We start from the raw sequence: 24,016 nt of genomic DNA on the forward strand, positions 1-24,016 counted from the left end.
GAATGATGAGTAACAAAACCAAAATTGCGAAATGGCTATTTGTGGGTGGCTTACTGGCCGCTCACGGATTGCCAACCAGCATGGCCGCTGAAGAGGATGAGTGGGGTGATGTCTGGGAAGATGAATGGGATGAGAAGGAATCATCCAACTGGTCATGGGCTGGCTTTCTAGAGGCAGGCTATGGTCGACGACTGCAAACTGATCTATTGTTCGAGGACAAAGAAACCTTGAATGAGCTGCGAGGACACCTGGAAGCAGATTATAAAGGCGATGAAGTGGACTTCAGTTTTCGGGGTGACACCTGGTATGACGGTGTGACTGATGAGATGGAATTAGACATTCGTGAACTAGCCTGGAGTTTTTCTGCGTTTGGTAATACCGATTTCAAGATTGGTCGTCAGATTAGCACCTGGGGAACTGGTGATTTGGTTTTTTTAAATGATCTGTTCCCAAAGGATTGGCAGTCATTTTTCGCAGGTCGAGAAGACACTTATTTAAAAGCACCAGCAAATTCGGTTCGAGTTACTAGCTATTTTGATGCAGTTAACGTGGATCTGGTGTGGACGCCAGTGTTTGAAGAAGATCGCTATATCAATGGGGAAAGGTTTTCTTTGTTTAACCCGATAGTGGGCGACAATATTGGCGGCTTTGATGTTGTGAATCCAATAGAGCCCGATCACAACTTTGGCAATAGCGAAATTTCTTTGAGACTGTATAAAAATGTCGAAGGTACTGAGTATGCCTTATACGGTTATCGAGGATTCGATAAGCAGCCGGTTGGAATTACCAATAGTTTTCAACCAACCTTCCATCGTAAAGATATTTTTGGTGCAAGCGTTCGAGGTAGCATTGAAAGTGGACTTTATAATTTTGAAGTGGCTTATCATGATGCGGTAGAAGACAGTAACGGCACCAACCCCTTTGTGAAAAATTCACAATGGAGATTGTTAGCCGGTTACGAAACCGAGGCGGCAACCCGATTAACCCTAGGATTGCAATATTATCTGGAGTGGACACAAGATTATGATCAGTTGATCGCAAATTCACCGTTTCCACAGTTCGAAGGGGAAGAAAGGCGACATCTGGTTACAACGCGGATAACGTACAGAACAGCAAAGGATCAATTTGTATGGTCTTTATTTGCGTTTTATTCGCCCAGTGACGAAGACAGTTATTTACGCCCAAGTATGAATTATCGTTTCAGTGATGAATGGTTATTCACAGTCGGGGCAAACTTATTCAATGGACAGGAAGCTCATACCTTCTTTGGCCAGTTTGAAGATGCAAGTAACGCGTATTTGCGTGTGAGATATCAATTTTAGGAGGTAATCCTATGGCACAGAAAAAAATGACTGCTGAAAGAGTACTGATGGCTTTCGCTGGTTTTATGGTTTTATTATCAGTGGTGTTAACCTGGTACGTACATCCTTACTGGTTATGGTTAACGGTATTTGTTGGTGCGAATCTATTTCAGTCTGCATTTACTGGATTTTGCCCAGCAATGATGGTGATTAAAAAATTAGGTTTTAAAACAGAAAGACAGGCTGCTCAGGAATCTTAGTAAAGTAACTCTAGATGGGATAATTAACGGTAAGGGCGATTCATAAATCACCCTTACCGTTAAAAGGTCAATTAAGGCTTAACGATATTGCCGCCGGATTCAGCCCACTGTTTAATTCCACCTGCAACAGAAAAAACATTTTTAAAACCAATTTGCTCAAGAGCATGAGCTGAACAAGCTGATCGTCCACCAGTAGCGCAATAGATATAGATCGGTGTATTAAGGATTTCTTCTTCAGATAATCCTTCTAAAAAAGGATGGCTAAAAAGTTTAAACTCAAGAACACCACGAGGAATCGGTAAGGCGCCTTCAATAATACCTTCAGCATGTTCCGCTGGTTCACGAACATCAATAATTAAAGCATTAGAACAGTCTGTGCATTTGAAATCATCAATACTAACTTCTTTGATGTTCTGTTTGATAGAGCCTATGTAATTTTGTAAACAAGGTTGCATTAACAAGTCTCCTGACAATAAATCTCATGCAGTAAATGAATGATACGAGCGACTTCGGTCGAAGCTAATGAATAGTAAATGGTTTGCGAATGACGACGAGTCGTAACCAAATCACTTTTTCTTAATAAAGCCAGGTGTTGCGACAGCGCCGACTGACTCAGTTGTGGTAATAAATCGTTAAGCTCACCAACCGATAATTCTTTTTCAAGAAGAATACAAAGAATCATCAGTCGCTGTTCGTTGGAAATATTTTTTAGCAACTGTGCTGCTTCGGCAGAGTGCTTTTGCATTTCGTCTGTAAATGCCATGGTGCTTGAAGTCGTTCGTTGATCCATAATTAAATTCTGCCTTAAACTATACTAATGCGCAATTAACTGACTCTACAAAAAAGAAAGTTACACAGGTGAAAAATCACCCAGGGTTTTTAATTTTGGTTGCTGTTGTTTTGGTATGAAGTCGCCAGTAGCAGGATTAAAGTTATAGTCCTGCGACCAGTCTTCAGCATTTTCAACAACTTGGCGCAGCGCATCAACAATCGAGAGTGCTTCATCATTATTGTTAGTAGGATGAAGAGACACACGAACCCAGCCGGGTTTGTCAGTGAGATCGCCCTGATCAATTCTATTCGTTATTTCATGACTTTGCAGTTGATCAACATCAAGTAGTAAATGACCGTAGGTACCGGCGCATGAACAACCACCTCTGGTCTGTATTCCAAACCTATCATTTAGTAAACGAACAATTAAATTATGATGAATGCCTAGTACGTAAAAAGAAACGATACAAAGTCGTTCTTTCTGTTCTCCTTCGAGAATTTGTACACCTGGAATTTGGGAAAAGCCATCCAATAAGATTTTTGCTAACTCTTCCTCGCGAGCCTGAATCTTATCGACGCCCATAGCATCTTTAAGTTTAAAGGCTAAAGCTGCTTTGATGGTTTGCAGGAAACCTGGTGTTCCACCATCTTCGCGTGCTTCAATATTATCGAAGAAGCGATGCTCACCCCAAGGGTTAGTCCACGAGACAGTTCCGCCCCCTGGCTGATCTGGCACTTTGCAGTCATAAAGAGCCTGATCGAAAATCAAAATACCGCTACTGCCCGGGCCACCCAAAAATTTGTGTGGAGAGATAAAAATGGCATCCAGTTTCTGTTCAGGATCAGCAGGATGCATATTGATATCTACATAAGGCGCAGAAGCAGCAAAGTCCACAAAGCAGAGGCCATTGTGTTGATGCATGATTTTGGCCATTTCATGATAAGGCGTTTTAATACCGGTCACGTTACTGCAAGCAGTAAAAGAACCAATCTTAACCAGACGATCCTGATATTGCTCCAGCAACTCACGCATATGCCCTAAATCAGGACGGCCTTGCGCATCAGAACGAATAATTTCTAAAGTCACTTCACATTCGTGCCAGGTGGTTTGATTGGAGTGATGCTCCATGTGAGTCACCAGCACTAGTGGTTTTTCATGTTCTTTGATATCAAGACGTTCACGCCATTTCTCAGGAACGCGCAATCCCAACATGCGCTGGAATTTGTTGATCACTAAAGTCATGCCCGAACCTGCAGCAATCAATACATCGCTCTCATTGGCGTTAACATGACGCTTAATAATCTGCTGCGCATCATGGTAAGCATTGGTCATGGTTGTACCGGTCAGCGTAGTTTCAGTATGCGTATTAGCCACATAAGGACCTAGGGTATTGCTAATAAACTCTTCAATTGGACGATATAAACGGCCACTCGCGGTCCAATCGGCATATAAAATAGAATCACCATTCGGCGCAGCGTCGTAACTATGGTTCTCGCCAATGATTTCCTGACGGAAAGATGAAAAATGTTCAATGAGGTTCATTATAAGAATAATCGTCTGACAAAATATGCAAAGAAGCTAATATAGACAGGGATCTACAGATAAGCAAGTAACTGCTAGGCATAAAGCCACTGGCTAGACCAATCTAACCAGTGACGGGACCTTTGTAAGCACAATAAACCGATTAAGAGTCTTGGCTTTTCAAACGCTTATGCACTTCAAGCGCATCATAACTGTTATCGGACTCCGGACGGACACCTTTGCCCATTCGAATGGCAATGATGCTTTCGACCATACTTTGTGATGACTCCAGCTGAGTGCCAAACGTGGTCTGGTGTACGGGGTAGCTACGAGTTTTACAGCCGACCAGACCACAGTCACGAGTGACAACCATGGTCTCACTATGCGAAATACTGGGATCGGCATTTTGACGGGTATGGGTCAGAGTTTGCTGATCGTTTATCACAAACCAGTCATAGCCCTTTTCAAGAGTTAGCTGGGCGGCACGGCGCATGGCATAGTCCATCGCCTGCTTGGAGTCATCACCGCGCATTTTAAAATGCACTCGATAACTATTACTGTCCAACTGGCTGTGACTGTAGCCAAAGCCGTTGTCCGATGCCGGACTGTATACCGGGCTGGAAGCACAGGCCATTAGCAAAAAGGTAACCATCAGCGAAGTGATTAAAAATTTCATACAAACCTCCTTAGTGGTTTAAAGGTTGAGCCCAACCTGAGTCTATTGCTTCTTGTTCCTGCTCAGCGTTAAGAAAAGTACCTGCAGCCATGGATTCAACCAGGCTGTTAATAGGTTTCTGTGAGCTGGCGGTTTGATAACTACCAGCCTTGATGGGCTCATCAAAAAGTGTAGCCTCGAGTTGCCAGCTATTGCCATCATGGCAGGCAATACTGTGCTGACTATTTTCTGGTGTTTGCAAAACAAACTGGCGACATAGCTGTTGATCACTATTCATAAAAGAAACCCTGGCAGTCAACTGATAGCCTTCGGCTAGAGTGATAGATTGACCACTGACGTGATCATCTAAAGCGGTGGTTATCTGAGGCCAGTAAATGGTTGAATGTGTATCTTGAACTTGTGTGAGCAAACCAATCGCCAAGCCAAGGACTAGGGCTGCGGCGGTAGCTAACGGCGCTTGCGCCTGCCATGCAGACTTTGCCCGACGCCACAGACTTAAATCAACAACGGTATCATTAGCTTGTGAAAGATGTTCATTGTCTGCAACCAGCTTTTGAATAGATTCAGGCAGGGGTACCTCATCAATGTCATGATAAGTTGCAGAAACGATGGCATCGACACTGGCTAACTCGGCAAGACGAATAACCAAATCTTCATCATCCGCAAGTTGATCACGAATCAACTTCATTTCATGTTCTGGCAGTTCAGAATCCAGAAACGCAGAAAGCTTTTCGTCAGTTAGCAGCTCGTTAACATTCTGTGTCATGCAATAATCCTCATATCATGATCGTCAAACCATTGAACCATGGTATTTCTTGCTCTGGATAGTCTACTCATAACAGTGCCCACAGGAATATCCAGCATAGCAGCGACTTCTTTGTAACTTAAATCTTCAACTGCAATTAAAGTCAGTATCGATTTTTGTTCTTCAGGCAGTTGAGCTAGAGCTTTCTGAACCTGTTCAACAGTAAGCTGATTGGTCATAATCTTTTCACCATCAACAATGTCGTGTTGTTGCAACTCTGGTTTCTGTGTCGCATCCTGGCGCACTTTTTGTGAACGATGGTTATCGATCCACAAATTACGACAAACTCTGAAGGACCACTTGGTGAGATCAACGTTGTCCGGAAGTTCTTTCGTAAGAATTCGCTCAACGGTTGATTGCAACAAATCATCAGCATCGTGATGGTTACCCGTTAGCGAATAGGCAAAACGCCTAAGCATTGGGATAACTGTTTCAAGCTGTTGTTTCATTTGCAGTCTCCAAAGTCATTGCATGTTTCTTTACTACATAAAAAAACAGGCAAATAGACAATAAGGGTTTTCCCTTATATCAAACCAATATATGGCTCATTTAATATGTTGACGTCTCAAAATCGGAATTTATTCCAGGAGAATCGGAATTTTTTCACAACAATAAACGTCAACTTAATACAATAACGGTATTAACAACACTGAGTATGAAAATGAAAACATTCAAATGGTCAGGTTTATTATTGATGGCTGGTGCTATAACAGTTAAAGCCGCAACGCCAATTGATAATGTGGTACGCAGCGTAGAACAGCGAATCCCAGAAATACGGCAATTACCAGAAGATACAATAGATATTCAACGACCAGAAATTGAATTTAAATTACCGCAGGAGGCAATAGATGATGCAAAACAAGGATTGTCGGAACTGGACAAAGCAGCATTAAAAACACTAGATCCTTTGCAAGAGCTTCCCAAGCAATTGGCAATCGCTGATGTCAACGGTAAAACGGTCCTTATTGAACAGGAAGTAGAAAATGGCTGGCGGGCAGTGGCCAATGAATGGCTGTTAATTATTGAAGAACAAGAGTTAAAACAACTAAAGAAGATCGGCGCTGAAGTTGTGACTACAACCAGGTTGCAGCATCTAGATATGGTGGTTGTTGTTTTCAAAGTTCCGAATGAGATGAACTCAAGAAAAGCATTAGAAAAAAAACTGCCAGAAAACTGGAGCAGTCAGTTAGGGCGAAACCATATATATGAAGCCAACACACAACAAGCTACCGATACAGAGCACAATCATTCAGAAGAAATAGGAGTTAAAAAACCAGCATGCGATAAGCCTGTTTCAATTGGGTTGATCGATACCGCTATTGAAATAAACCATAGTGCTTTAAAAAAGGCGACTATAAAAGCTAAAAACTTCATGCAGAGCAACGTTTCAACCCCCTCAGGCCATGGAACTGCTGTAGCCGGACTATTAGTTGGGGGTCAGGACCAGTTAAAGCCGTTACTGCCTAAAGCAACACTTTACTCAGCATCAGTTTTTTATTCCCGTAATCAATATTCTCAGGGAGCTACATTGGTGAATTTAGTCCGAGCTTTGGACTGGATGGTAGCCAATAAGGTGCGGGTAGTTAATATGAGTTTGACCGGCCCGAATAATCCTGTTCTAAAAAATGCAATCCAGACAACTGCTGCACGGGGCGTGATTATAGTGGCAGCAGTCGGTAATCAAGGGCCTGCATCTCGCCCATTATATCCGGCAGCATATCCACAAGTTATCGGCGCAACAGCCGTGGACAGTAAGCAACAGATTTATCGCTGGGCAAATCAGGGAGAGCAAATAGATTTTTCCGCACCTGGCGTTTCGGTAATAACCAGCAGAGCAAACAATCAAATAGGCCACGAAACAGGAACATCAATGGCGGCACCGGTAGTGAGCGCTTTTGTAAGTTGTGAGGTTAGTGACGATACAACAAAGGATGGAGTTGTTGAAATATTGAGACAGAAAGCGATAGATTTAGGAGAGAAAGGCAAAGATAACGTATTTGGATATGGACTATTACAACCATAAAAAAGGCTCAACATCCATGTGGAGCAATTTAAAAATCAAATAAATGGTAATATTAAATATCCAGTCTGTAAATTAAACTCAGTTGAGTTGCGTCATAATCGGCAGAAGACAGGTTGGAATCTGCATCAGTTTGTTCGAGACGGGTAATCATCGAAAAGTGATCAGTAAAAAAGAGATCCCAGGTCAGGCTGATACTGTTTTTAGTGTCAGCGCGTGATTCTTCAATCTCTGGATAGATGCCGAGATAATCACGGCTTGAATAGCGACCGTTCAGTTTCAGACGGTTGCGTTTATCAAGCCAGTTAAACTCATGAGCAAAAGTTGCACGATAATTGGTGGCATCATAACTAAAGTGTTCGACTTGGGCTGTTTCTTCTTCCTGTTCGATACCCAATGAAAAAAAGCTAAGTCCCTGATTAAAAAAGAAGTATCCATCTGTAGCAACACTATCACCAGAAGCATCTCGATCGCTCAAATTATCAAACCTTTTATCAATATCCAAAAGCTCTGCCCTAAGATAGAAACTATTGGCAAATAATTTACCGGCATAAAATCCTGTACGTGTCATATCAAGAAAGCCATCACCGGCTAACTTTGCATCAATTTTGTGCTGGTTGGCACCCACAGTCAGTACGGAAAAATCGTAAGAGACATCACCAAAAACTCGACCGATATCAAGATCAAAATCTTCATTGTCCTGATAACTTTTACTCGTGTAATGATAGCCACCTTTGAGGGCTAAGCGTGATGTGGCTTGCCAGTCGCCTTCTGCTTCAAACTGAAGGTGAGTGGCCATATCACTTGCAGCTTCGTATTGGTCAATTTCCTCCACCGTGAGCTGAGAATCACGTTCCATACCAGTTTCCAGTGCGATGGAAAAGTCGCTTTGAGAGTCTTGTGATGCAGAAGCGATGCTAGCCATCAATAGTGGACTGACTGTCAGAGCGCATAGAGAAATTATATAACGCTTCATAGTTCTCTCCTCTTGAATGAAATTAGTAATAAAGGATGAGGAAAAGGCCAGCGAAAGCTGGCCTTGTGTGGGTTAGCGGTCAAGTGGAAGTTTGTCGGTGATTGAATCACGAATGTTGTCATCAATCGCATCTTCTACCGTTTCGGTAACCTGCTCTTTGATTGAAGAGTCAACTTGAGCATCAACCGATTGATTCAAGGCAGAATCGACAGTTGCACTCACCGAATCAGAGACACTGCCATTAACATTGGCCTGAGCTTCAGTATCAGACTCGGCATTGGCACTGCTTGAAGTTTCAGAGTTACTAGCCTGGGCCTGTGAAGAGCTGCTGGCGGAAGCATCAACAGTTAAAGATGCATCTGAGTTAGTATCGGCCTCATCAACTTCAGCCCGTGCATTGGATGTGGCATCGCCAGCAGTTTCAATGCCAACAGTTGCCGCAGAATTTGCTTGCTCTTCAACATTTTGAGTGGCTTCACCGGCTACGTTTAAACCGTATTCTGCAGAAGACTCGACAGTTGCTTGAGTTTCCTGTTGCATGTCGCTGGCTTGTTCTGCGGTTGCATTGGCTTGTGCCTCGGCATTGGCAGATACATCCGAAGCTGCTTCAGCACCTGTGTTAGCGGTTGAGTCCGCAGTATCTGCAACTTGTTGTGTTGCGTCTGCAGCAACTTCAACACCAGCTTGAGCTGATGCGTCGACCTGACCATCAACGTTTGCGTTTTGTGCAAAAACTAAACTTGAAGCAAAAGTTAAAGTAGAAAGTAATAAAGCTGATTGTGTAAATTTAGACATAATCATCACCTCTTGTTTTATATGCATGTCATAAAGGTGACGAATCATCGTCGAAGATTATTCCGACAATATTTGAAAAAGAGAAATGGTTCACAAAGAGACGGTGAGACAGAATTTAGCGCTCAGAAGCCGTATAAAAGAAAGAATCAATAGAGAACTAAATACAAAGGGCATGTCATCCTGAACTGTGACCAACGGGAATGCCTTGGGTAATTCAGGCCCCGCTCTTCGAATAAATGGATATCGATATATAGGAATTTAAAACCAGCACATTTGATAATTACAAACATGACTTACAATCAACGAAGGCTGTTTTATTTTAAATTAATAAGAGCAGATCCTGATTTTCATCAGGATGACAAAACTTAAGCTTGAAAAACTATTATTATTGAGCATTCCTCCAATTAACAAACCTCATGGCAACTGCGCCATATAACGCTCCATCTTTCTATAATTCAATGTCTCGCTAATATGATGTGGCTGAATCATTTCCTCATTCGCCAGATCGGCAATCGTTCGTGACACCTTAATAATCCGATGATAAGAACGTGCAGATAAATTAAGTTGTTCAAGCGCCTTATTCAAAAGCAGCTTCGCTGAGTCCGACAACCGACAATGATCATCAATTTCCCCTGCCTGTAACTGACCATTCAACTTTCTTTGTCTTTGGTATTGAGCAGTCTGACATTCTATTACGCGCTCACGTAGAAAACTGCTGGTTTCCTGTGGCTTGGTTTCTTTCGGTTTGCCATTGGTTAATTCCTGCTGACTTAAAAGAGGCACTTCAACCTGCATATCAATCCGATCCAAAAGTGGCCCGGAAATTTTACCAAGATAACGACGAATAACATCCGGAGTGCAGCGACAGGCGCCTTTCGGGTTACCGTAGTGACCACAGGGGCAGGGGTTGGTCGCTGCAAGAAACATGAAGTTAGCAGGATACTCGGCTTGATGGGCCGCACGAGAAATAGTGACTTTTCCGCTTTCCAGCGGCTCACGTAAGTTATCTAAAACCTGACGGGAAAACTCTGACAGACATCAAATTATTTGAGAATATATAAACCAAAATCAGTGGGTTAGCTTGATCTCAATCAAATTAAGTGAGAATCTTAATCATGCTAATTGAGAATGGCTTGCAAATAATCAATATAAATGAGAGTGCCCGACAACCATGCCATCAAGAGTCATAAAAGCAACATATTCGAGCCTTACTGGAACCTTTCCGAGTCGTAAGATGAATCGCCCTATTTCGTGGGAATCTTCTCTTGAGCGAGACTTATATTACCTCTTAGAGAATGACCCAGCAGTGACATCTTATGAGGAGCAGCCTATAGAAATCATCCGGGGTAAAAGGAAGTATACACCTGATTGTATGGCTGTGGTTGAAGGTGAATCCTTCATTTTTCCTTACTTAAAACCTGGAAATAACCTTATAGAAGTGAAATATAGAGAAGATCTCTATTTCAACTGGAAGAAGCATAAGCCGAGACTGAAGCTGGGTTTGAAGGAAAGTAGGGAAAACGGATGGTTCTTTAAAATTATTACCGACTATGAGATACGCGGACAATTCCTTGAAAACATTAAGAAGATAGATCATCAGTTAAGGAGAGTCTCTCAATTCGAAAATGAATTCAGAGAAGCTCTCATAGATGCCATGAAACAGGTAAAGATTTGTACTCTAGACCAACTACTCGCCTTATGTTTTCGGAACCAGGAGAGCAAATTAAGAGCTATGCCTGTCATTTGGCGGATGCTAGGCGATCAAACTCTTGGTATAGACATGTACCAGAAAATAACACCCCACAGTGAAGTTTGGCTAATGGAATAAAGCGCAATGAGAACGTTAAAGATAGAAAAAGATGCTGTTGTGAAATACAACAGTAAGATTTGTACGATAACTCATATTCTGAGTCTTAAAACGGTAATCCTTCGTGACAATGAAACCGGCGAATCAATTCGTGCAACCATATCCGAGCTAAGTGAAATTGATCCTTCTGAAGAACCGGTACAAACCGATAACAAAGAATTATTAACCCTCTCTGATGAGGAGTGGGCTTTGGCTGAACTGCGATATACGATTATAGAGCCCTTGTTGAAGGATGTTACGAAAAGAAACCTTCAGATTGTTCGAGAAATAGCTAAAAAAAATAAAATAAGCCCAGCTACACTGTATCGCTGGCTAGGAAGTTATGAAGGCACAGGACTTAAATCATCCCTTCTTAGACGTAAACGAAGCGATAAAGGCAAGTCAAGGTTAAGTCCAGAATCCGAGTCCATGATTGAAGAAGTTATAGAGAGTTACTACCTCACAAAAAATAAACGGAAGATATCCCAAGCTTATAATCACTTGAAAGTCATGGCAAAAAGAGCGGGCATTAAAGCTCCTAGCTCGGCAACATTCCAACGTAGAATTAGCGAATTAGCCACTCAAAAGACGGTCGAGTACCGAATCAGTAAGGCGGAAAGACGCGCTAAATTCAGTCATGTTGGCGAAGGCTACAAAGAAGCTGACCATCCTCTATCGGTAGTCCAAATTGATCATACGCCAGTTGATTTAATGCTGGTGGATGAAGAAGAGCGGATAAGTATTGGTAGAGCCTGGGTTACAGTAGCAATCTGTGTGTTCAGTCGCATGGTTTGTGGGTATTACCTGACGCTAGAGCGCCCAAGTTGTACAAGTGTGGCCTTGTGTCTGGAGCATGCCATATTAAGTAAAGACAAATGGTTAGCCGAGAGAGACATTGATGCGGAGTGGCCGGTGTGGGGAGTAATGGACAACCTGCATGCGGATAATGCTCCAGAATTTAGAAGCAAGGCATTGAATCGGGCAGCATCAAATTACAATATTAGTATCAATTGGCGGCCACTGGGCCGCGCAGATTTTGGTGGCCATATCGAAAGGCTGTTAGGTACCTTTAATAAAGATATCCATGAAATTGAGGGCACTACGTTTTCAAACATCAAAGAGCGAGGCAGATACAAATCTGAAGAGTTGGCTATTTTTACGCTCAATGAGTTTGATAAATGGTTAGCCACCTATATTTCAAAAGTTTATCACCAGTCTCCTCACTCAGGGATTGATGGCATGACACCGATTGCTAAGTTTAATGAGGGGATGCTTGGCGGAGACGATGGATTTGGTAGTGGGATCCCTGAAGTCATCTTGGATGAAGAGCGATTAAGAATGGACTTCCTTCCAGTATACGAAAGAAGTGTTCAACGATATGGAATTGAAATAGACGGACTCTTTTACTATCACCCTTTGCTTGCAAAGTGGATAAAGCAGAAGAATCCTCACTCAATAGACACTCATGGGAAGTATATTGTTAAACGTGACCCCAGAGATATATCCAGAGTGTATTTTTACGATCCTGATCTGAATGATTACTTAGAAATTCCCTGCCGTAATAGAGGTATGGTTTCAATGACATTATGGGAGTTGAAGGAGCTGAAGAAATCGATCAAAGAAAAAGGAAAGAAAACAGTAGATGAAGATGCGATTCTAGCGGCTCGCGAAGAATTACAAATCATGGAAGAATCAGCTAAAAAGAAGACCAAAAAACAGCGTCGTATGAACGAACGTAAACGAATAGCAAAAAAGCAGATAAAAAAATCAAAAGAAAGGGTCGAGAACGCTAAAGCAGATGTGGAGATTGATATATTTAATGTTGAGGTTGATGAGTTTGAGGAAATCCAAGGATGAATGATATCAGCATGACGGAAAGAAATGTGACGAGAATAAACAAGCTCAAAGAAGACAAGTGGATTGGATATACCCAAGCTACTTTAATACTGGAGAAATTAGAAGATCTCATGTTCCACCCTAAAGTTCATAGAATGCCAAATATGGTCATATTGGGTGAAACGAATAATGGAAAGACTTCAGTTATAAAGCGATTTTTGAAGCGACATCCAATTATCAATGACTCTTTTGAAGATGCGACGCAAGTCCCTGTGGTAAGTATTGAAATGCCACCCGAAGCTAACCAGGACAGCATCTATATTTCAATATTACGAGAGTTATATGTGCCCTTTCAACGAAATGCCAGAAAAGATGAAAAGTTTAATCAGATAAAGTCCATCGTAGAACGGCTGAACATTCGAATGCTGATGATTGATGAGTTTCATACCTTATTGGATAACAATGTTCTAAGGCAGACTCAAGTACTCAATACAATCAAATACCTTGGTAACAGTTTACAAATCCCAATAGTAGCTGCCGGTACCAAAGAGGCTCACCGTGCCCTTCTCTCGGATTCGCAGCTTTCCAATCGATTCAAACCCTATGAGCTTAGTAGGTGGAAGCTGGATATTGAATTTAGAAAATTATTAAAGAGTTTTGAAAAGCTAATAGACCTTGATAAACCCTCTAATCTAGATCAAAGGGATCTGGCTATTGAGATAATGAATATGTCTGAGGGATGGATTGGTGAAATTGCAGAGATCATAAAAAGTGCAGCAATCAATGCTATTAAAGATGGAACTGAGCAGATCACACTTGATGGCTTAAAGAAGCTGCATTGGATAACACCCACAAGAAGGCGTCAGCTATAAGTCACCCTATTAGACTTAGAATCTATGATGATGAGCTTTTAACCTCATATTTGTCAAGGTTAGCTCATTCCCAAGGCGTCGTTGTGCATACGCTGGCAGTGGCGCTTTGGGGGAACGGAAATCGATTGTCCCAGGACATCGATAGATCAGTGCCTACAGAGTATTTAAAAGTTCTTAGAGAGCACTATGGAGTTGATAGGCATCAAACGCTTGAAAATGATTTAGCCCAGCTAAGGTGTGATGATAGGAATACTTATCAAGATCCAAATCTATTGAACCTATGTCTTAGAGGCAGAATGAGAAATAAGGCAGGTCAACAGTACTGTCCTGCTTGTCTTGTAGAGCGTTGTTATTTTAGAAGATCATGGCGGCTATCAATCCATCCTGTCTGCACAGAACATCATTGCCTGCTATTAAATAGGTGCCCACACTGCTCGAGTGTTATAGACCCAACAAAAACCAGCCCTATGTCGAAAGATATTGGGTACTGTGCTTTCTGTTGGAATAATCTAAGGGTAGATAACACTGTTTTAGAGTTCGAAACACCCAAACTACTATTGGCAATACAGGATTCAGTAAAAACGGGCTGGTTCGAATATGAAAATTTGAGACTAAGAGCTTGTATATTTATGCAGGGATTATGGCGAATAGTTTATGCGCTGTACGGAATAAGAAGCGAGAAACTCAATATATGGGAAACGTTATGCAGCTCTTTCGGTACCAATTACCAGCCTCTTACTAAGAATAGACCATATTACAACTTTAAAGATGAGTCCCCAGAGGTGAGATTAAAGATATTAAGTGTGGTGGATCGACTATTGGTGGGTTGGCCCGATACCTTTATAGCAGTAGGTAAAGAATTGGGGCTAGGGATAAGTCATTTTGATCCCGCAAATAAAGGCATGCCCTATTGGTTAGATGAAATTGTACGTAGGGATCTAAACAAAGGCTGGTATAGGGTTAACACAGAAGAAATGCAGAGCTGCTTGTTGTATATGCAGAAAAACCAAATTCCTATCACTAGATCTGGGTTAGCAAGAGAACTAGGCTTAGATGTTTCAAAGAAGCTTAGTCCTAATGAAAAACTCCTATTCGAAGAGTTCAGAAGAAGACATTAATGTATCGTAAATATGTTGGGCTTTACGTTCCACATCAGTATTTTTGGGGTGGGTAAAGCGATGGGCAAATTTTGCGGTAGATCCTTCAAAGTCCGTTGCACGTGATTTGTAGGTTTGTCCAAATTTACTGTAAATAGAAAGTTGCTGAACAATGAAATCTTCTGAGTAATGAGGGCTAAATTCAGAGAAGAATAAAGTGGAGATCCCCGCATGTGTACTACCATCATATGATAGAAACTCAATCAGATAAAAGTAATACCCATTATAAATTAATGTGAATAGTGCAATTGGGCGTAAGTATTGGCTATGGCGTTCATTTTCGTAATATTGGCGTTCATAATAGCTATCTGGAAAGATCAGGCTTTTCTTAATATCAGGCACAAGAACAGGTAGAACAGTTGTATGTGGATAAAGCGGATGGCTGGTATTGAATAAAAGAGTAGATTGAAAATCATCCAGCTCCATAGATTGTAATTTCTGATTTACAAAAGGGATCACATCAAAAATAGACTCAATTGACTTGTCAATATTATCTTCATGATCTCGGATTACGGATAACTGGAAAGTCCGTTTATTGAATAACCCACTACCCTTTGCTGTTGAAAGAGCTTCTATAACCTCACTACCAGTATAAATAACAATAGTTTTGGTTTCTGGATTAACCAGGTACATCTTCTTTACTTGATCTATGCGAGAGTCTTGAAGCCCTTCAAATACGGGGTTATTAACATCACTTTCAAAGGCTAAAGGTGTCAGGTTAATAGCTGGTGGAGGAAAATTACCTAATAATGGCCCAGAAGTATCTTCCGGATCAGGGGAAGATAATGGATCAGCAGAATCACCAGGGCTACCCTCAACAAGTTGAGGTCTAGAATTGGTGATATAGCGAAACTTTGTGATAGGAGTATCTCTTATTCCTGACTGGTTATTGTTATCACGGTTAAAGATTAAGTTATGGTAAGGAAACTCTCCAGCACAGGAAAGAATATGAGTAACGAATATCCCCTCTTTACGATTAATGCAATTAATATTCCAGCGAGTCACTTGATTAAGTGGGGGATAACAAATTAAATGCTTATCTGTAGAGTTATCTGTTGAGTGAAAAGATTTCTCGTAAATGTTCTCAAATGCCCTTAATGCATAAGTGTCGAAGGCAATTCTACCGACAAAAGGTGCATCAATATTTCTTACTCTAGAGCGAAGCATCAAAAAGTGTTGGTTGAATTTTTCATAGGTATATTTTGGATTGAACAAACATTCTTCTGCTTTTTTGCCTGAAAAGGCTTGTTGAGCCAGACTTGTGGATGAAGAATAATAAAATCGAAAGACCTCTACGCAAGGAACATAGAGAGATTTGGTTACATGATTATGAGTAATACGGTATTTAAGGTATTTGGATTTTGCCAAGTCAGCAATCACAGGGTTAGATTTTGACTCAGGCAAGTGGATAATTGATCCAAGCTCAACGATTTCAAATTGGTCTGCTTGGATATAGAAAGCAAGATTCTCATGTTTTGGCTTTCGATAGTAATAATCACTTCGTTGCTTTTGATGCCAGGCTTGTCGTAACTGATACAGTTCAATGCCACCAATAGGAAGCTCAAAGAATTTGGCTTCATGAATTATTGTCTCGTTATTAACTAAAGGCGCGGCAATTAACTTCAATAACGGCTCAGACTCATTAACATCTCCATGTTTTAATGATCCATATCCTATGGTGGTCCAAGTGGGATAGCGACTGTCACCAATAGCTAATGAGATATTCTGAAGGTAGTAATCAAGTCCTTGTTTTAACATGATATTTATTGTTGTTCTAAAAGTTTCATACCATACAACTCGTTGGAAACAGATGCAATTAGTGACTGTAAGTTGATAAAGAAGCTTGGGTTGCAGGACAGGCGAATTCATATCCGTATCAATACGCAGAGAAGGCAACCCAAGCCGAAAGCATTATATTTAGCCTGGAATTGGAGGCTAGCAGATATTGCGTAATAACGTGTAAGAGATCTCTTATACAAGCAGCTTGTGTGTTTTAGGATTAGACTCGGCGATGTTCATCGCAATGATGAATTGTTCTAATCAAAATTTTCATATGTAACCAAATAACCATTACCATATTGCTCAATATAGGTCCCATACTTTAATTTGCCCGCCTTATGGCCATGTATTAATACTGGCCAACTATGTTCGGAAAAGAAGTCAAAAGGAACTTTTCTTCTACTCTTAATGGTGAATTTGAGATCGTCTGGCATTCCTGCTTCTAGTAGCTCAATCTGTACTGTTTCATATAAAGCAGCAGATGGTTCGGCATATCTTTGATTTGCAGGGTTAATAATACCAACAATGACTACGCCAAGCGTACAAAAGAATAAGCTTAAGAAGAAATGCTTCTTCTTATTCTTATGAAGCATAAGACTGAGGATTGATACAATTAAAAAGCTGGCAGCGATGGAGCTTAAACCATATATAAGCTCCTGATAAAACATGCCCAGCCCCCAGCTATGGGGGGCGGAGATATAGAAAATGATCCCCCCCAAAAGAAATGAGAGTAAAATTTGGAAAATTATTCGATCATTCAAATTTGATCCGCCATGAATCTAAAGTGCCGACAACGCCCTTTTTTTGGTCCGATACTTTTAATGACCATATTCCTTTACTGGAAACTTTATCGAGAGGTAAAGTCCAGATTTGGCCAGGAGAATATTGCCCTGGATTTACTAAGTTATAGTGTTTACCAGCAGGTGAAATCAATTGGATTGAAATGTCATTACTACTATCGTGAACGATGTCTGCATAAACACTGATACTGGTTGCATCGAGCTCCACAGGTACATTGATACTAGAAACAACGCCATAGCCTTTATTATCCGGGATATTATGACTGATCGAGTTTGTGAACTCAGTACCATTTAACGGCTCAACAGTTATATCAATACTATTGGATACAGTATTGTCGTTGCTGTCAGTGATGGTAGCAGTAATTATGTGATCGCCGACGGATAATACTGCCGTGACATGCTGGCCTATACCTAAGCTTCCATCAAGGTTTGACTCCCAATGAATGTTACCGGAAATATCACCATCTTCGGGATCATTAGCTGTACCACTAAAGTGTATAGCGTCTCCAAAAAGAAATACTTGGCTATTCATGGGGGATTCAATTCTTAAAGTAGGACTTTGATTTAAAGGCTCCTTTATGTTGACGGTAACCATAGCTGAAGACTCAAGGGTGCCATCAGATATTGAATATGAAAAGCTATATGTCCCTAAAAATCCAGTAAAGACCGTTAACTGGATTTTGTTATTTACAATACTAGCTTCACCAAACTCAACAGGGGCGACACTAATTAAATTAAGAGGATCTCCGTTGGGGTCAAAGTCATTGGATAAAACATCAACTACTATAGTTTCCCCGGGAAAAATCTCTAAATAATCATTTTCAGCTACAGGAGCAAGATTATCATCAACCACAGAAACACTGACAGTTGCGTTAGCTTCTCCAGATATATCATCAGTAATGGTATATCCAAATTGGTCGTTACCTGTAAAAAGCTCATTAGGAGTATAGACAATATTAGAGCCAAGAATCTCTACTTGTCCATTCGAAGGACTGGTAACCGATAATATTCTTAAGCTGTCGCCATCAGGATCGGAGTCATTCGCCAAGACATCTATACTTATGGGATTATTTAAGTTGGTTGTTACATGGTCATCATTCGCAGTAGGGAGCGAGTTGGTATTAGTAACAGTGATAAAAACAGATGATGTACTCTCATAACCTGACGTATTACTAATGGTATATGTAAATGAATCATCACCAGTGAAGTCCTGATTTGGTTGATAATTTAAAATATCATCGCTGTTAGTAACAATACCATTAGAAGGTTGGGTAAAAGAAACAATGAAAATAGATTCGTTATTAGGATCTTCATCATTGGTTAATACTTCAATGCTAGCACTTGTATTTTTACTAGTGGTGACATAATCATCGTTACTGACTGGAGCGGAGCCAGTTTGAAGTAGATAAAGGGTAACTTCTGCAATAGCTTCCCCGCCCTTCGTATCAGTAATCTTGTATACAAATGAATCTTGACCTGTTGCATCTGAGTAAGATGTGTAGATGAACTTATTATCAACAGCGTCGATGCTACCTTTGATGGGCAAAGAATATTCAACGATATATACCGAATCACCATCCATATCGTAATCGTTTGCTATGACATCTAAAATCGTTTCTTCACCCACTTCAACACTGAACTCATCGTTTACAGCAGTAGGTGCTGTATTAGTAATGGTTCCGACATTGAGGGTTACTGTAGCAGTGTCGACTCCACCTTTTGCAACGTTTGTATCTACGTCGACATCTACAATCGTGTACTCAAATGTGTCAATACCAGAAAACCCAGCATTTGGCTTGTAAACAATGATATGCCCGTAATTTGTAAGTGTGCCATTCTCGGGCGAAGTTACTTCATTTATATAGAGTCTATCTCCATCTGCATCTGTATCATTATCCAAGACTGGTAATTGAGCTTCTCCATCTACTGCGACGTCAAACGTATCGTCGTTAGCTATGGGAGGAGCATTTCTTAAAACAGTAACAGTGATGACACCTGTATCTTTACCTCTTTTCCATACATTGTTTACTGGATGGACATCTAGAATCTCATACTCGAATGACTCGTGGCCTTCAAATGTTTCATTAGGAGTGTAATGGATAGCATTACCAACAATAGTAGCCGTTCCGTTGATGGGCTGAGTGATAGCATTGACTTTGATTAGATCCCCATCATCATCAATATCGTTTGAGGCGGCATTAATAGAAACAGTCTGACCATCAGTGTATGCAGTGTCATTTACTGCAATAGGTGGAGTGTTTGGGCCATTAGTACATCCTGCAAAGTACCAACAATCATATACATTGGTGGTTCCGACATGATCAACTTCTAGTAAAGCGTCGGCATTAAAAAGTGGATAAATGAACAGGTTTTTAAATGTTAGATTTGTTTTTTCGCCAAGGGCAGAAAAATCAGCTGCACCGACAATTAACTCAATGGTGTTTAGGCCTTCATTAAGGGTGAAAGATGGCACTCCAAGTACATCCGTTTCAATATTGAGTTCTGTAATAGCGTGTGTTGATAGGCCGTAATTGCCACTCAAGATAGAATCGACATCAAAGGTTATTCTTATTTGATCGTAAATACCGTCGTTGTTTAGATCAATTGGCTCGTCAGTAAAAGAATCAGCATATATTAGATTGGACCTTTCCCAAGTACTATTGGGGTAATAGGAGGTGTCTCTTAAATTCTCATATGCAATAACAGGTGTGTCAATGTATTTTAAGTGAAACTTTTCGAAGTGATAACTTCCAGAATAATTAAGCTCTCGAAGTTCAGATCCGTTAAATTTGACATAGATTTTATTTTCTGTGATTTCGATTCTTCGAAAGTCTTCGAGTACATCTCCTTCAGCACTTTTCAACTTAGCGTATACGCTAAAATACCCTTCTGAGACTGTGCTATCAAGTATTGGGAAACTAATTATAAGCTCATCATTAAAACCATTAGAGTTTGTATCGTTTACTTCCTCTATATAGTTTTTATCTATTACTATCGTTGAAGAATCAACTTCAAAATTATCTTGTATATTAAAGCTATAGTTAAGGTTGGAGTCATCTATATTCTTGATGGCCATTTTAACCGTATATACCCCTGTGGTATCAGGCTTGAACATCAATGTATATAAGCCATCAGAGCTTACTAAATCAGTATCCAGACCATCATCCTTCACTATTTTATCTGTCAGTAAATTACCGTCTTTAAATATTTGGTAATGAACACTTGCATCAGTGTACTTACTAGATGGGGAGGTTAGGTATAATGAAATAGGTGTCCATGAGTTGTTTGTTATTCTCTTATTGGGCTCTCCGATAAATAGAGCAAATTTAATCGGAGAATCGACAACCTCAATATTAATTGGTACATCATTTGTTCCAGAGACGTTTCCAGAAATAATAAACTTGCCTTCAGGTACGTTGTTGAGTGTTATTATCCAACTGTTAACAAGCCCGAAAAATTGTTCTTGTTTATTTTGAGGTTGATGGTAGTAAAAACTTGCATTAAAGCTGTTCGCATTATCTTGATTAATTACGTCACCACTGGGTGTCTGTATTGCGATATTGCTTGTGTGCAGTTCAGCTACATCGGGTATCCTAATTCGAATGTTATTGCTAAATGGTAACTCTACTTCTTGGCTAAAAGTCGAGCCATCGTGAGAAGTTGATATGTTTATTTGTGGATTTAAAAGCGGCACATTAGCCCAGATAGGTAGCGATAAAATAAACAGGATCAGAAAAATTATATACTTTATTATTCTCATTATTTAGTCCTCCATTGTAACATTCCATTTATACCTTCATCTTTGACCGTATCTTGCATCCCGCTTTGGGGTTGTTCGGGATCGGCGGAGAGAACGATTGTTCCATGATTACCATCGCTGTCTAGTTTCAAGTCGGCATCATAAGGTAAGGCGCTGTTAACAGTAACGCTTGTGTCATTATACTGAGGTTCAGAAGCTATTACTTCGCTTATGACTGGTAATTTAACAGACACACAAGAACCAAATGGATCATAGCAATATGGGTTATTGTCAGTATACCCAGAAATGCCTATGTACATCGTATCTTTCAAGAGATCATACATTTGTTGAGAAAGAGGCAAGAACGGGATCTGATTCCCAACATTCTCATGCTCGCTAATTACCCCATCATTGTCGATATCAATATCGGCGCCAATGGCTAAGAAATTCATATCGTCTGGAAAGGGGTTAAAATATGAAAATATAGTAGAAACGCCGACATCTAAATCACAATAATCGGTTTCGAACTCTATAATGAGATGTCCCATCGGGATGCGACCATATCTCATCGCAGTAGCCGCAACAGATCCTTCAAACGGCGTGCCTAAACTAGCAATTGAATTGAACTTCAATGGATTTTTAATTCTAGTACCATCAAGCGTGCCGGTTTCTACTAGCTCATGATTGATTATAGTATCATTGACTAACCATCTTGAGTCTAATCCACTCTTTGAGTGGGCTACCAGGTTAAATGTATTGGTACGGTACTTTATGCTTAAGCTTTTTATCTGTTCTTTGAATTCTTCGGCATGTGTTCTAAATGATATTGGTGTATTTGAGCAACCAGGATCAGAAAATGGTATTTGAGCATTTATTGAATGTCCAATCACATCACTTGGAATTCCATCTTCGGCTAAAGCTTCTTGGAAATTACTATCTACAAACGCTTGCTGATTACCTGACAGGCCCGCTAGAAAGACTACTGGATCTACTAAATCAAAATCAATTGCAACATAATCGATTTCAGTTGCCCAGACTTTGCATCCAACACCCCCACCACTGAGAGGGACGTCTTTATTAGCGGTATCACTCTTAATTTGAACAAGATTGGTTGTGCGTTCACCAACTTGAGTAGGAACATTTAACTTTTCAATTGGAAGAGTGAAGGTATTTCTTGATAATTCCCAAAGATTATCGTTTCCTTGAAGTGTTCCTATCAACTCTCCATTAAAATAAACTTGATTAATTTCCGGATAAACACTCTCAAGAATGTCATCACCATCGCAGTCTTGTTCGCCACCATTTGGATCCACATCAAAAGCTGGAATGATCACTTTGAAGGTTTCAGATATAAGATCATTTTCTTTCAGTAAGGCTACATTTCCAACATACCTATCAATCTTTAATTCAAAAGAGAAATCATATTCCTTGGTATCATCTCTATATTTATAAACATCATTGTCTACTCCGGTATCTGCAACAATGAAAGTGCCAGATGGAATTCGGATCTTATCAAAAGGTTTTGGGGATTTTCCCGAGTGTGCAGGGTACTGTGAACTGCTAGATAAAGTTGTAGAAGTAGTTTGAAAATTAGTTTGTTTATAATCTATAGGTGCTTTTCCCTCTAGAGTTTGACTGTTAGCACTAGTAACTAAAGGTGTAAGCAGTAATAGAATAGCTATAGCTTTCATATATCCTTCCTTCCCTGATATTAATTAATATTTATTGGATATTGCTATGATTAATAATGCAATAATAATTATGTTTGAGTCAAACTACACAATAAGGTCAGAGATATCAAGTAATACTCAGAGCCTATAGAGATGGAAATTTAGGGAATTAGCTTAATTACTTCTTTGTAAGATGCCCCGGAGCAAATAGCATTGATTTAACATTCGCTAATTCTTCTCTATTGCTCAGAGCTAGAGGGTACTCATTATAATTTAGACGGTGAGTACTAGAGCAATCTACCCTTAAGTCGGTCAATACAAATCCTAATAGAGCTTCTGAAATTAGCAACTCTTTGATGGTTTTGTCACTGATACCTAAGTCAAGAAATAATGCATCAGGGTTAGGGTTTTTAGGATGCGGACGCAACAGCACTTTTCTAATTCTATGCCAGGCATCGTCGTGTTTACTACTATACTTACGGGAATGCGAACTGCCTAAGTCAATCGCTGAGGTAACCCTGCTGAACCGGAAAGTTCTAAATTCATAGTTACTAAAATCATAAGCACGAAAATACCAAGTGTTATTAGCGTAAAAAATAGCATGGGGGGCTAAACCCCGTGTCGTGACTCCGGAAGTAGTGGATATGTAGCGAATATCAGCTTCAAGCTCATTAACTACTGCTCTAGTAATGGCCGAAACAATATTAATATCCAGCTCTTTCTGGAATCGATATTCTGGGGGACCGTATTGTTTAACATTAAAGTGAGATTGGACAAGCCCAGATGTAATATACAGCAACCCTTCAATTGGGTTGTGGTCAAATTTAGGATTGATCCCTTTTTTAGCAATATACCCCTTTCTCGGACCAAGATAATTTACGGTATCTGGAAATAAATCAAGATAGCCTGCAATGGTGCGGCTTGCGGTTGCTTCACCGATTTCAAAACGAGTAACTAGCTCCGACCTGGTAAACCCGCCTTTGAACAAGAGGAGGAAATCGAGAAATGTATATCGAGCCAACAGAGATGGGTCTAAATCTTTCATCATATGCACAAACAATCCAAAAAAGCATTTTTACATATCATATGGTATATAGGAAGAAGAATATATGCTATTTGATTTAATGAATATAAACGCTTCACAAACGATTTTACATATCATATGATACATAAAAGTTGTTTGTAAGGTAA

At 40.3% G+C, this 24,016-nt stretch carries 21 protein-coding genes and 1 pseudogene; 8 read left to right on the plus strand and 14 right to left on the minus strand.

What is annotated here, in order from left to right:
- The first annotated feature begins 5 nt into the window (after positions 1–5).
- Positions 6–1,322: a hypothetical protein gene (locus tag KKOR_RS00100; protein ID WP_143715017.1), complete on the plus strand. Its 1,317-nt coding sequence runs from the start codon at positions 6–8 to the stop codon at positions 1,320–1,322.
- A 26-nt stretch (positions 1,323–1,348) separates the two neighbouring features.
- A complete protein-coding gene (locus tag KKOR_RS00105; protein ID WP_041296071.1) occupies positions 1,349–1,561 on the plus strand; it encodes a YgaP family membrane protein in 213 nt (70 codons plus the stop codon).
- 71 nt (positions 1,562–1,632) lie between these two features.
- On the opposite strand, the gene KKOR_RS00110 is transcribed toward KKOR_RS00105, so the two are convergent.
- From KKOR_RS00110 to KKOR_RS00135, 6 genes are all read right to left on the minus strand, one after another.
- Positions 1,633–2,016 carry a rhodanese-like domain-containing protein gene (locus tag KKOR_RS00110; protein ID WP_012799961.1) on the minus strand — a complete coding sequence of 128 codons (384 nt, stop codon included), beginning with the start codon at positions 2,014–2,016 and terminating at the stop codon, positions 1,633–1,635.
- Positions 2,016–2,324, minus strand: a complete 309-nt coding sequence (locus KKOR_RS00115) for an ArsR/SmtB family transcription factor (RefSeq protein ID WP_041296072.1) — start codon at positions 2,322–2,324, stop codon at positions 2,016–2,018. Before KKOR_RS00115 ends, KKOR_RS00110 begins: the two co-directional genes overlap by 1 nt.
- An 87-nt stretch (positions 2,325–2,411) precedes the next feature.
- On the minus strand, positions 2,412–3,875 hold the full coding sequence (locus tag KKOR_RS00120; RefSeq protein WP_012799963.1) for an aminotransferase class V-fold PLP-dependent enzyme: 1,464 nt from the start codon (positions 3,873–3,875) through the stop codon (positions 2,412–2,414).
- A gap of 142 nt (positions 3,876–4,017) precedes the next feature.
- A complete protein-coding gene (locus tag KKOR_RS00125; protein WP_012799964.1) occupies positions 4,018–4,530 on the minus strand; it encodes a CC0125/CC1285 family lipoprotein in 513 nt (170 codons plus the stop codon).
- Positions 4,531–4,540: 10 nt separating this feature from the next.
- On the minus strand, positions 4,541–5,296 hold the full coding sequence (locus KKOR_RS00130; RefSeq protein ID WP_012799965.1) for an anti-sigma factor family protein: 756 nt from the start codon (positions 5,294–5,296) through the stop codon (positions 4,541–4,543).
- Entirely contained in the window at positions 5,293–5,784 is a 492-nt protein-coding gene (locus tag KKOR_RS00135) for an RNA polymerase sigma factor (RefSeq protein ID WP_012799966.1), read from the minus strand. The genes KKOR_RS00130 and KKOR_RS00135 overlap by 4 nt, the downstream gene beginning before the upstream one ends.
- A 206-nt stretch (positions 5,785–5,990) precedes the next feature.
- Here KKOR_RS00135 and KKOR_RS00140 point away from each other — a divergent pair, with 206 nt between their 5' ends.
- Positions 5,991–7,358 (plus strand): S8 family serine peptidase, encoded by a 1,368-nt coding sequence (locus tag KKOR_RS00140; RefSeq protein WP_041295967.1) that lies wholly within the window; start codon positions 5,991–5,993, stop codon positions 7,356–7,358.
- Positions 7,359–7,410: 52 nt separating this feature from the next.
- Here the strand turns inward: KKOR_RS00140 and KKOR_RS00145 are convergent, their stop codons facing one another.
- The 3 genes from KKOR_RS00145 to KKOR_RS00155 form a co-directional block, all read right to left on the minus strand.
- Positions 7,411–8,331 carry a porin family protein gene (locus KKOR_RS00145; RefSeq protein WP_012799968.1) on the minus strand — a complete coding sequence of 307 codons (921 nt, stop codon included), beginning with the start codon at positions 8,329–8,331 and terminating at the stop codon, positions 7,411–7,413.
- A 72-nt stretch (positions 8,332–8,403) separates the two neighbouring features.
- Entirely contained in the window at positions 8,404–9,126 is a 723-nt protein-coding gene (locus tag KKOR_RS00150; protein WP_041295968.1) for a hypothetical protein, read from the minus strand.
- Between the two features lie 414 nt (positions 9,127–9,540).
- Positions 9,541–10,161 carry an ATP-binding protein gene (locus tag KKOR_RS00155; RefSeq protein WP_083777347.1) on the minus strand — a complete coding sequence of 207 codons (621 nt, stop codon included), beginning with the start codon at positions 10,159–10,161 and terminating at the stop codon, positions 9,541–9,543.
- A 199-nt stretch (positions 10,162–10,360) separates the two neighbouring features.
- Between KKOR_RS00155 and KKOR_RS00160 the strand changes: the two genes are divergently transcribed.
- The 5 genes and pseudogenes from KKOR_RS00160 to KKOR_RS13625 all read left to right on the plus strand — a co-directional run bounded on the left by KKOR_RS00160 (position 10,361) and on the right by KKOR_RS13625 (position 14,798).
- A complete protein-coding gene (locus KKOR_RS00160; protein WP_041295969.1) occupies positions 10,361–10,954 on the plus strand; it encodes a TnsA endonuclease N-terminal domain-containing protein in 594 nt (197 codons plus the stop codon).
- Between the two features lie 6 nt (positions 10,955–10,960).
- Entirely contained in the window at positions 10,961–12,829 is a 1,869-nt protein-coding gene (locus tag KKOR_RS00165) for a Mu transposase C-terminal domain-containing protein (RefSeq protein WP_012799971.1), read from the plus strand.
- Positions 12,826–13,680, plus strand: coding sequence for a TniB family NTP-binding protein (locus KKOR_RS00170; RefSeq protein WP_012799972.1), 855 nt, complete (start codon positions 12,826–12,828; stop codon positions 13,678–13,680). The genes KKOR_RS00165 and KKOR_RS00170 overlap by 4 nt, the downstream gene beginning before the upstream one ends.
- Positions 13,647–14,081, plus strand: a pseudogene (locus tag KKOR_RS13740) (TniQ family protein); the annotation flags it as partial. The gene KKOR_RS00170 and the pseudogene KKOR_RS13740, both read left to right, overlap by 34 nt.
- Positions 14,082–14,147: 66 nt before the next feature.
- Positions 14,148–14,798 (plus strand): hypothetical protein, encoded by a 651-nt coding sequence (locus KKOR_RS13625; protein ID WP_041295970.1) that lies wholly within the window; start codon positions 14,148–14,150, stop codon positions 14,796–14,798.
- Here KKOR_RS13625 and KKOR_RS00180 read toward each other — a convergent pair.
- The 5 genes from KKOR_RS00180 to KKOR_RS00200 form a co-directional block, all read right to left on the minus strand.
- Complete coding sequence (locus KKOR_RS00180) at positions 14,769–16,595, minus strand: hypothetical protein (protein ID WP_012799974.1); 1,827 nt, start codon at positions 16,593–16,595, stop codon at positions 14,769–14,771. The two genes, KKOR_RS13625 and KKOR_RS00180, sit on opposite strands and share 30 nt — an antisense overlap.
- 278 nt (positions 16,596–16,873) lie before the next feature.
- Positions 16,874–17,377 (minus strand): hypothetical protein, encoded by a 504-nt coding sequence (locus tag KKOR_RS00185; RefSeq protein WP_049756746.1) that lies wholly within the window; start codon positions 17,375–17,377, stop codon positions 16,874–16,876.
- Positions 17,370–21,176: an Ig-like domain-containing protein gene (locus KKOR_RS00190; protein WP_012799976.1), complete on the minus strand. Its 3,807-nt coding sequence runs from the start codon at positions 21,174–21,176 to the stop codon at positions 17,370–17,372. The genes KKOR_RS00185 and KKOR_RS00190 overlap by 8 nt, the downstream gene beginning before the upstream one ends.
- Positions 21,176–22,846, minus strand: a complete 1,671-nt coding sequence (locus KKOR_RS00195; RefSeq protein WP_012799977.1) for an esterase/lipase family protein — start codon at positions 22,844–22,846, stop codon at positions 21,176–21,178. Before KKOR_RS00195 ends, KKOR_RS00190 begins: the two co-directional genes overlap by 1 nt.
- A 157-nt stretch (positions 22,847–23,003) precedes the next feature.
- The gene (locus tag KKOR_RS00200) at positions 23,004–23,873 is read right to left on the minus strand and encodes a WYL domain-containing transcriptional regulator (RefSeq protein WP_012799978.1); all 870 of its coding nucleotides are present in this window, start codon (positions 23,871–23,873) and stop codon (positions 23,004–23,006) included.
- Between the last annotated feature and the right edge of the window lie 143 nt (positions 23,874–24,016).

Origin of the sequence: Kangiella koreensis DSM 16069 (genome assembly GCF_000024085.1) — a bacterium.
Lineage (GTDB): Bacteria > Pseudomonadota > Gammaproteobacteria > Enterobacterales > Kangiellaceae > Kangiella > Kangiella koreensis.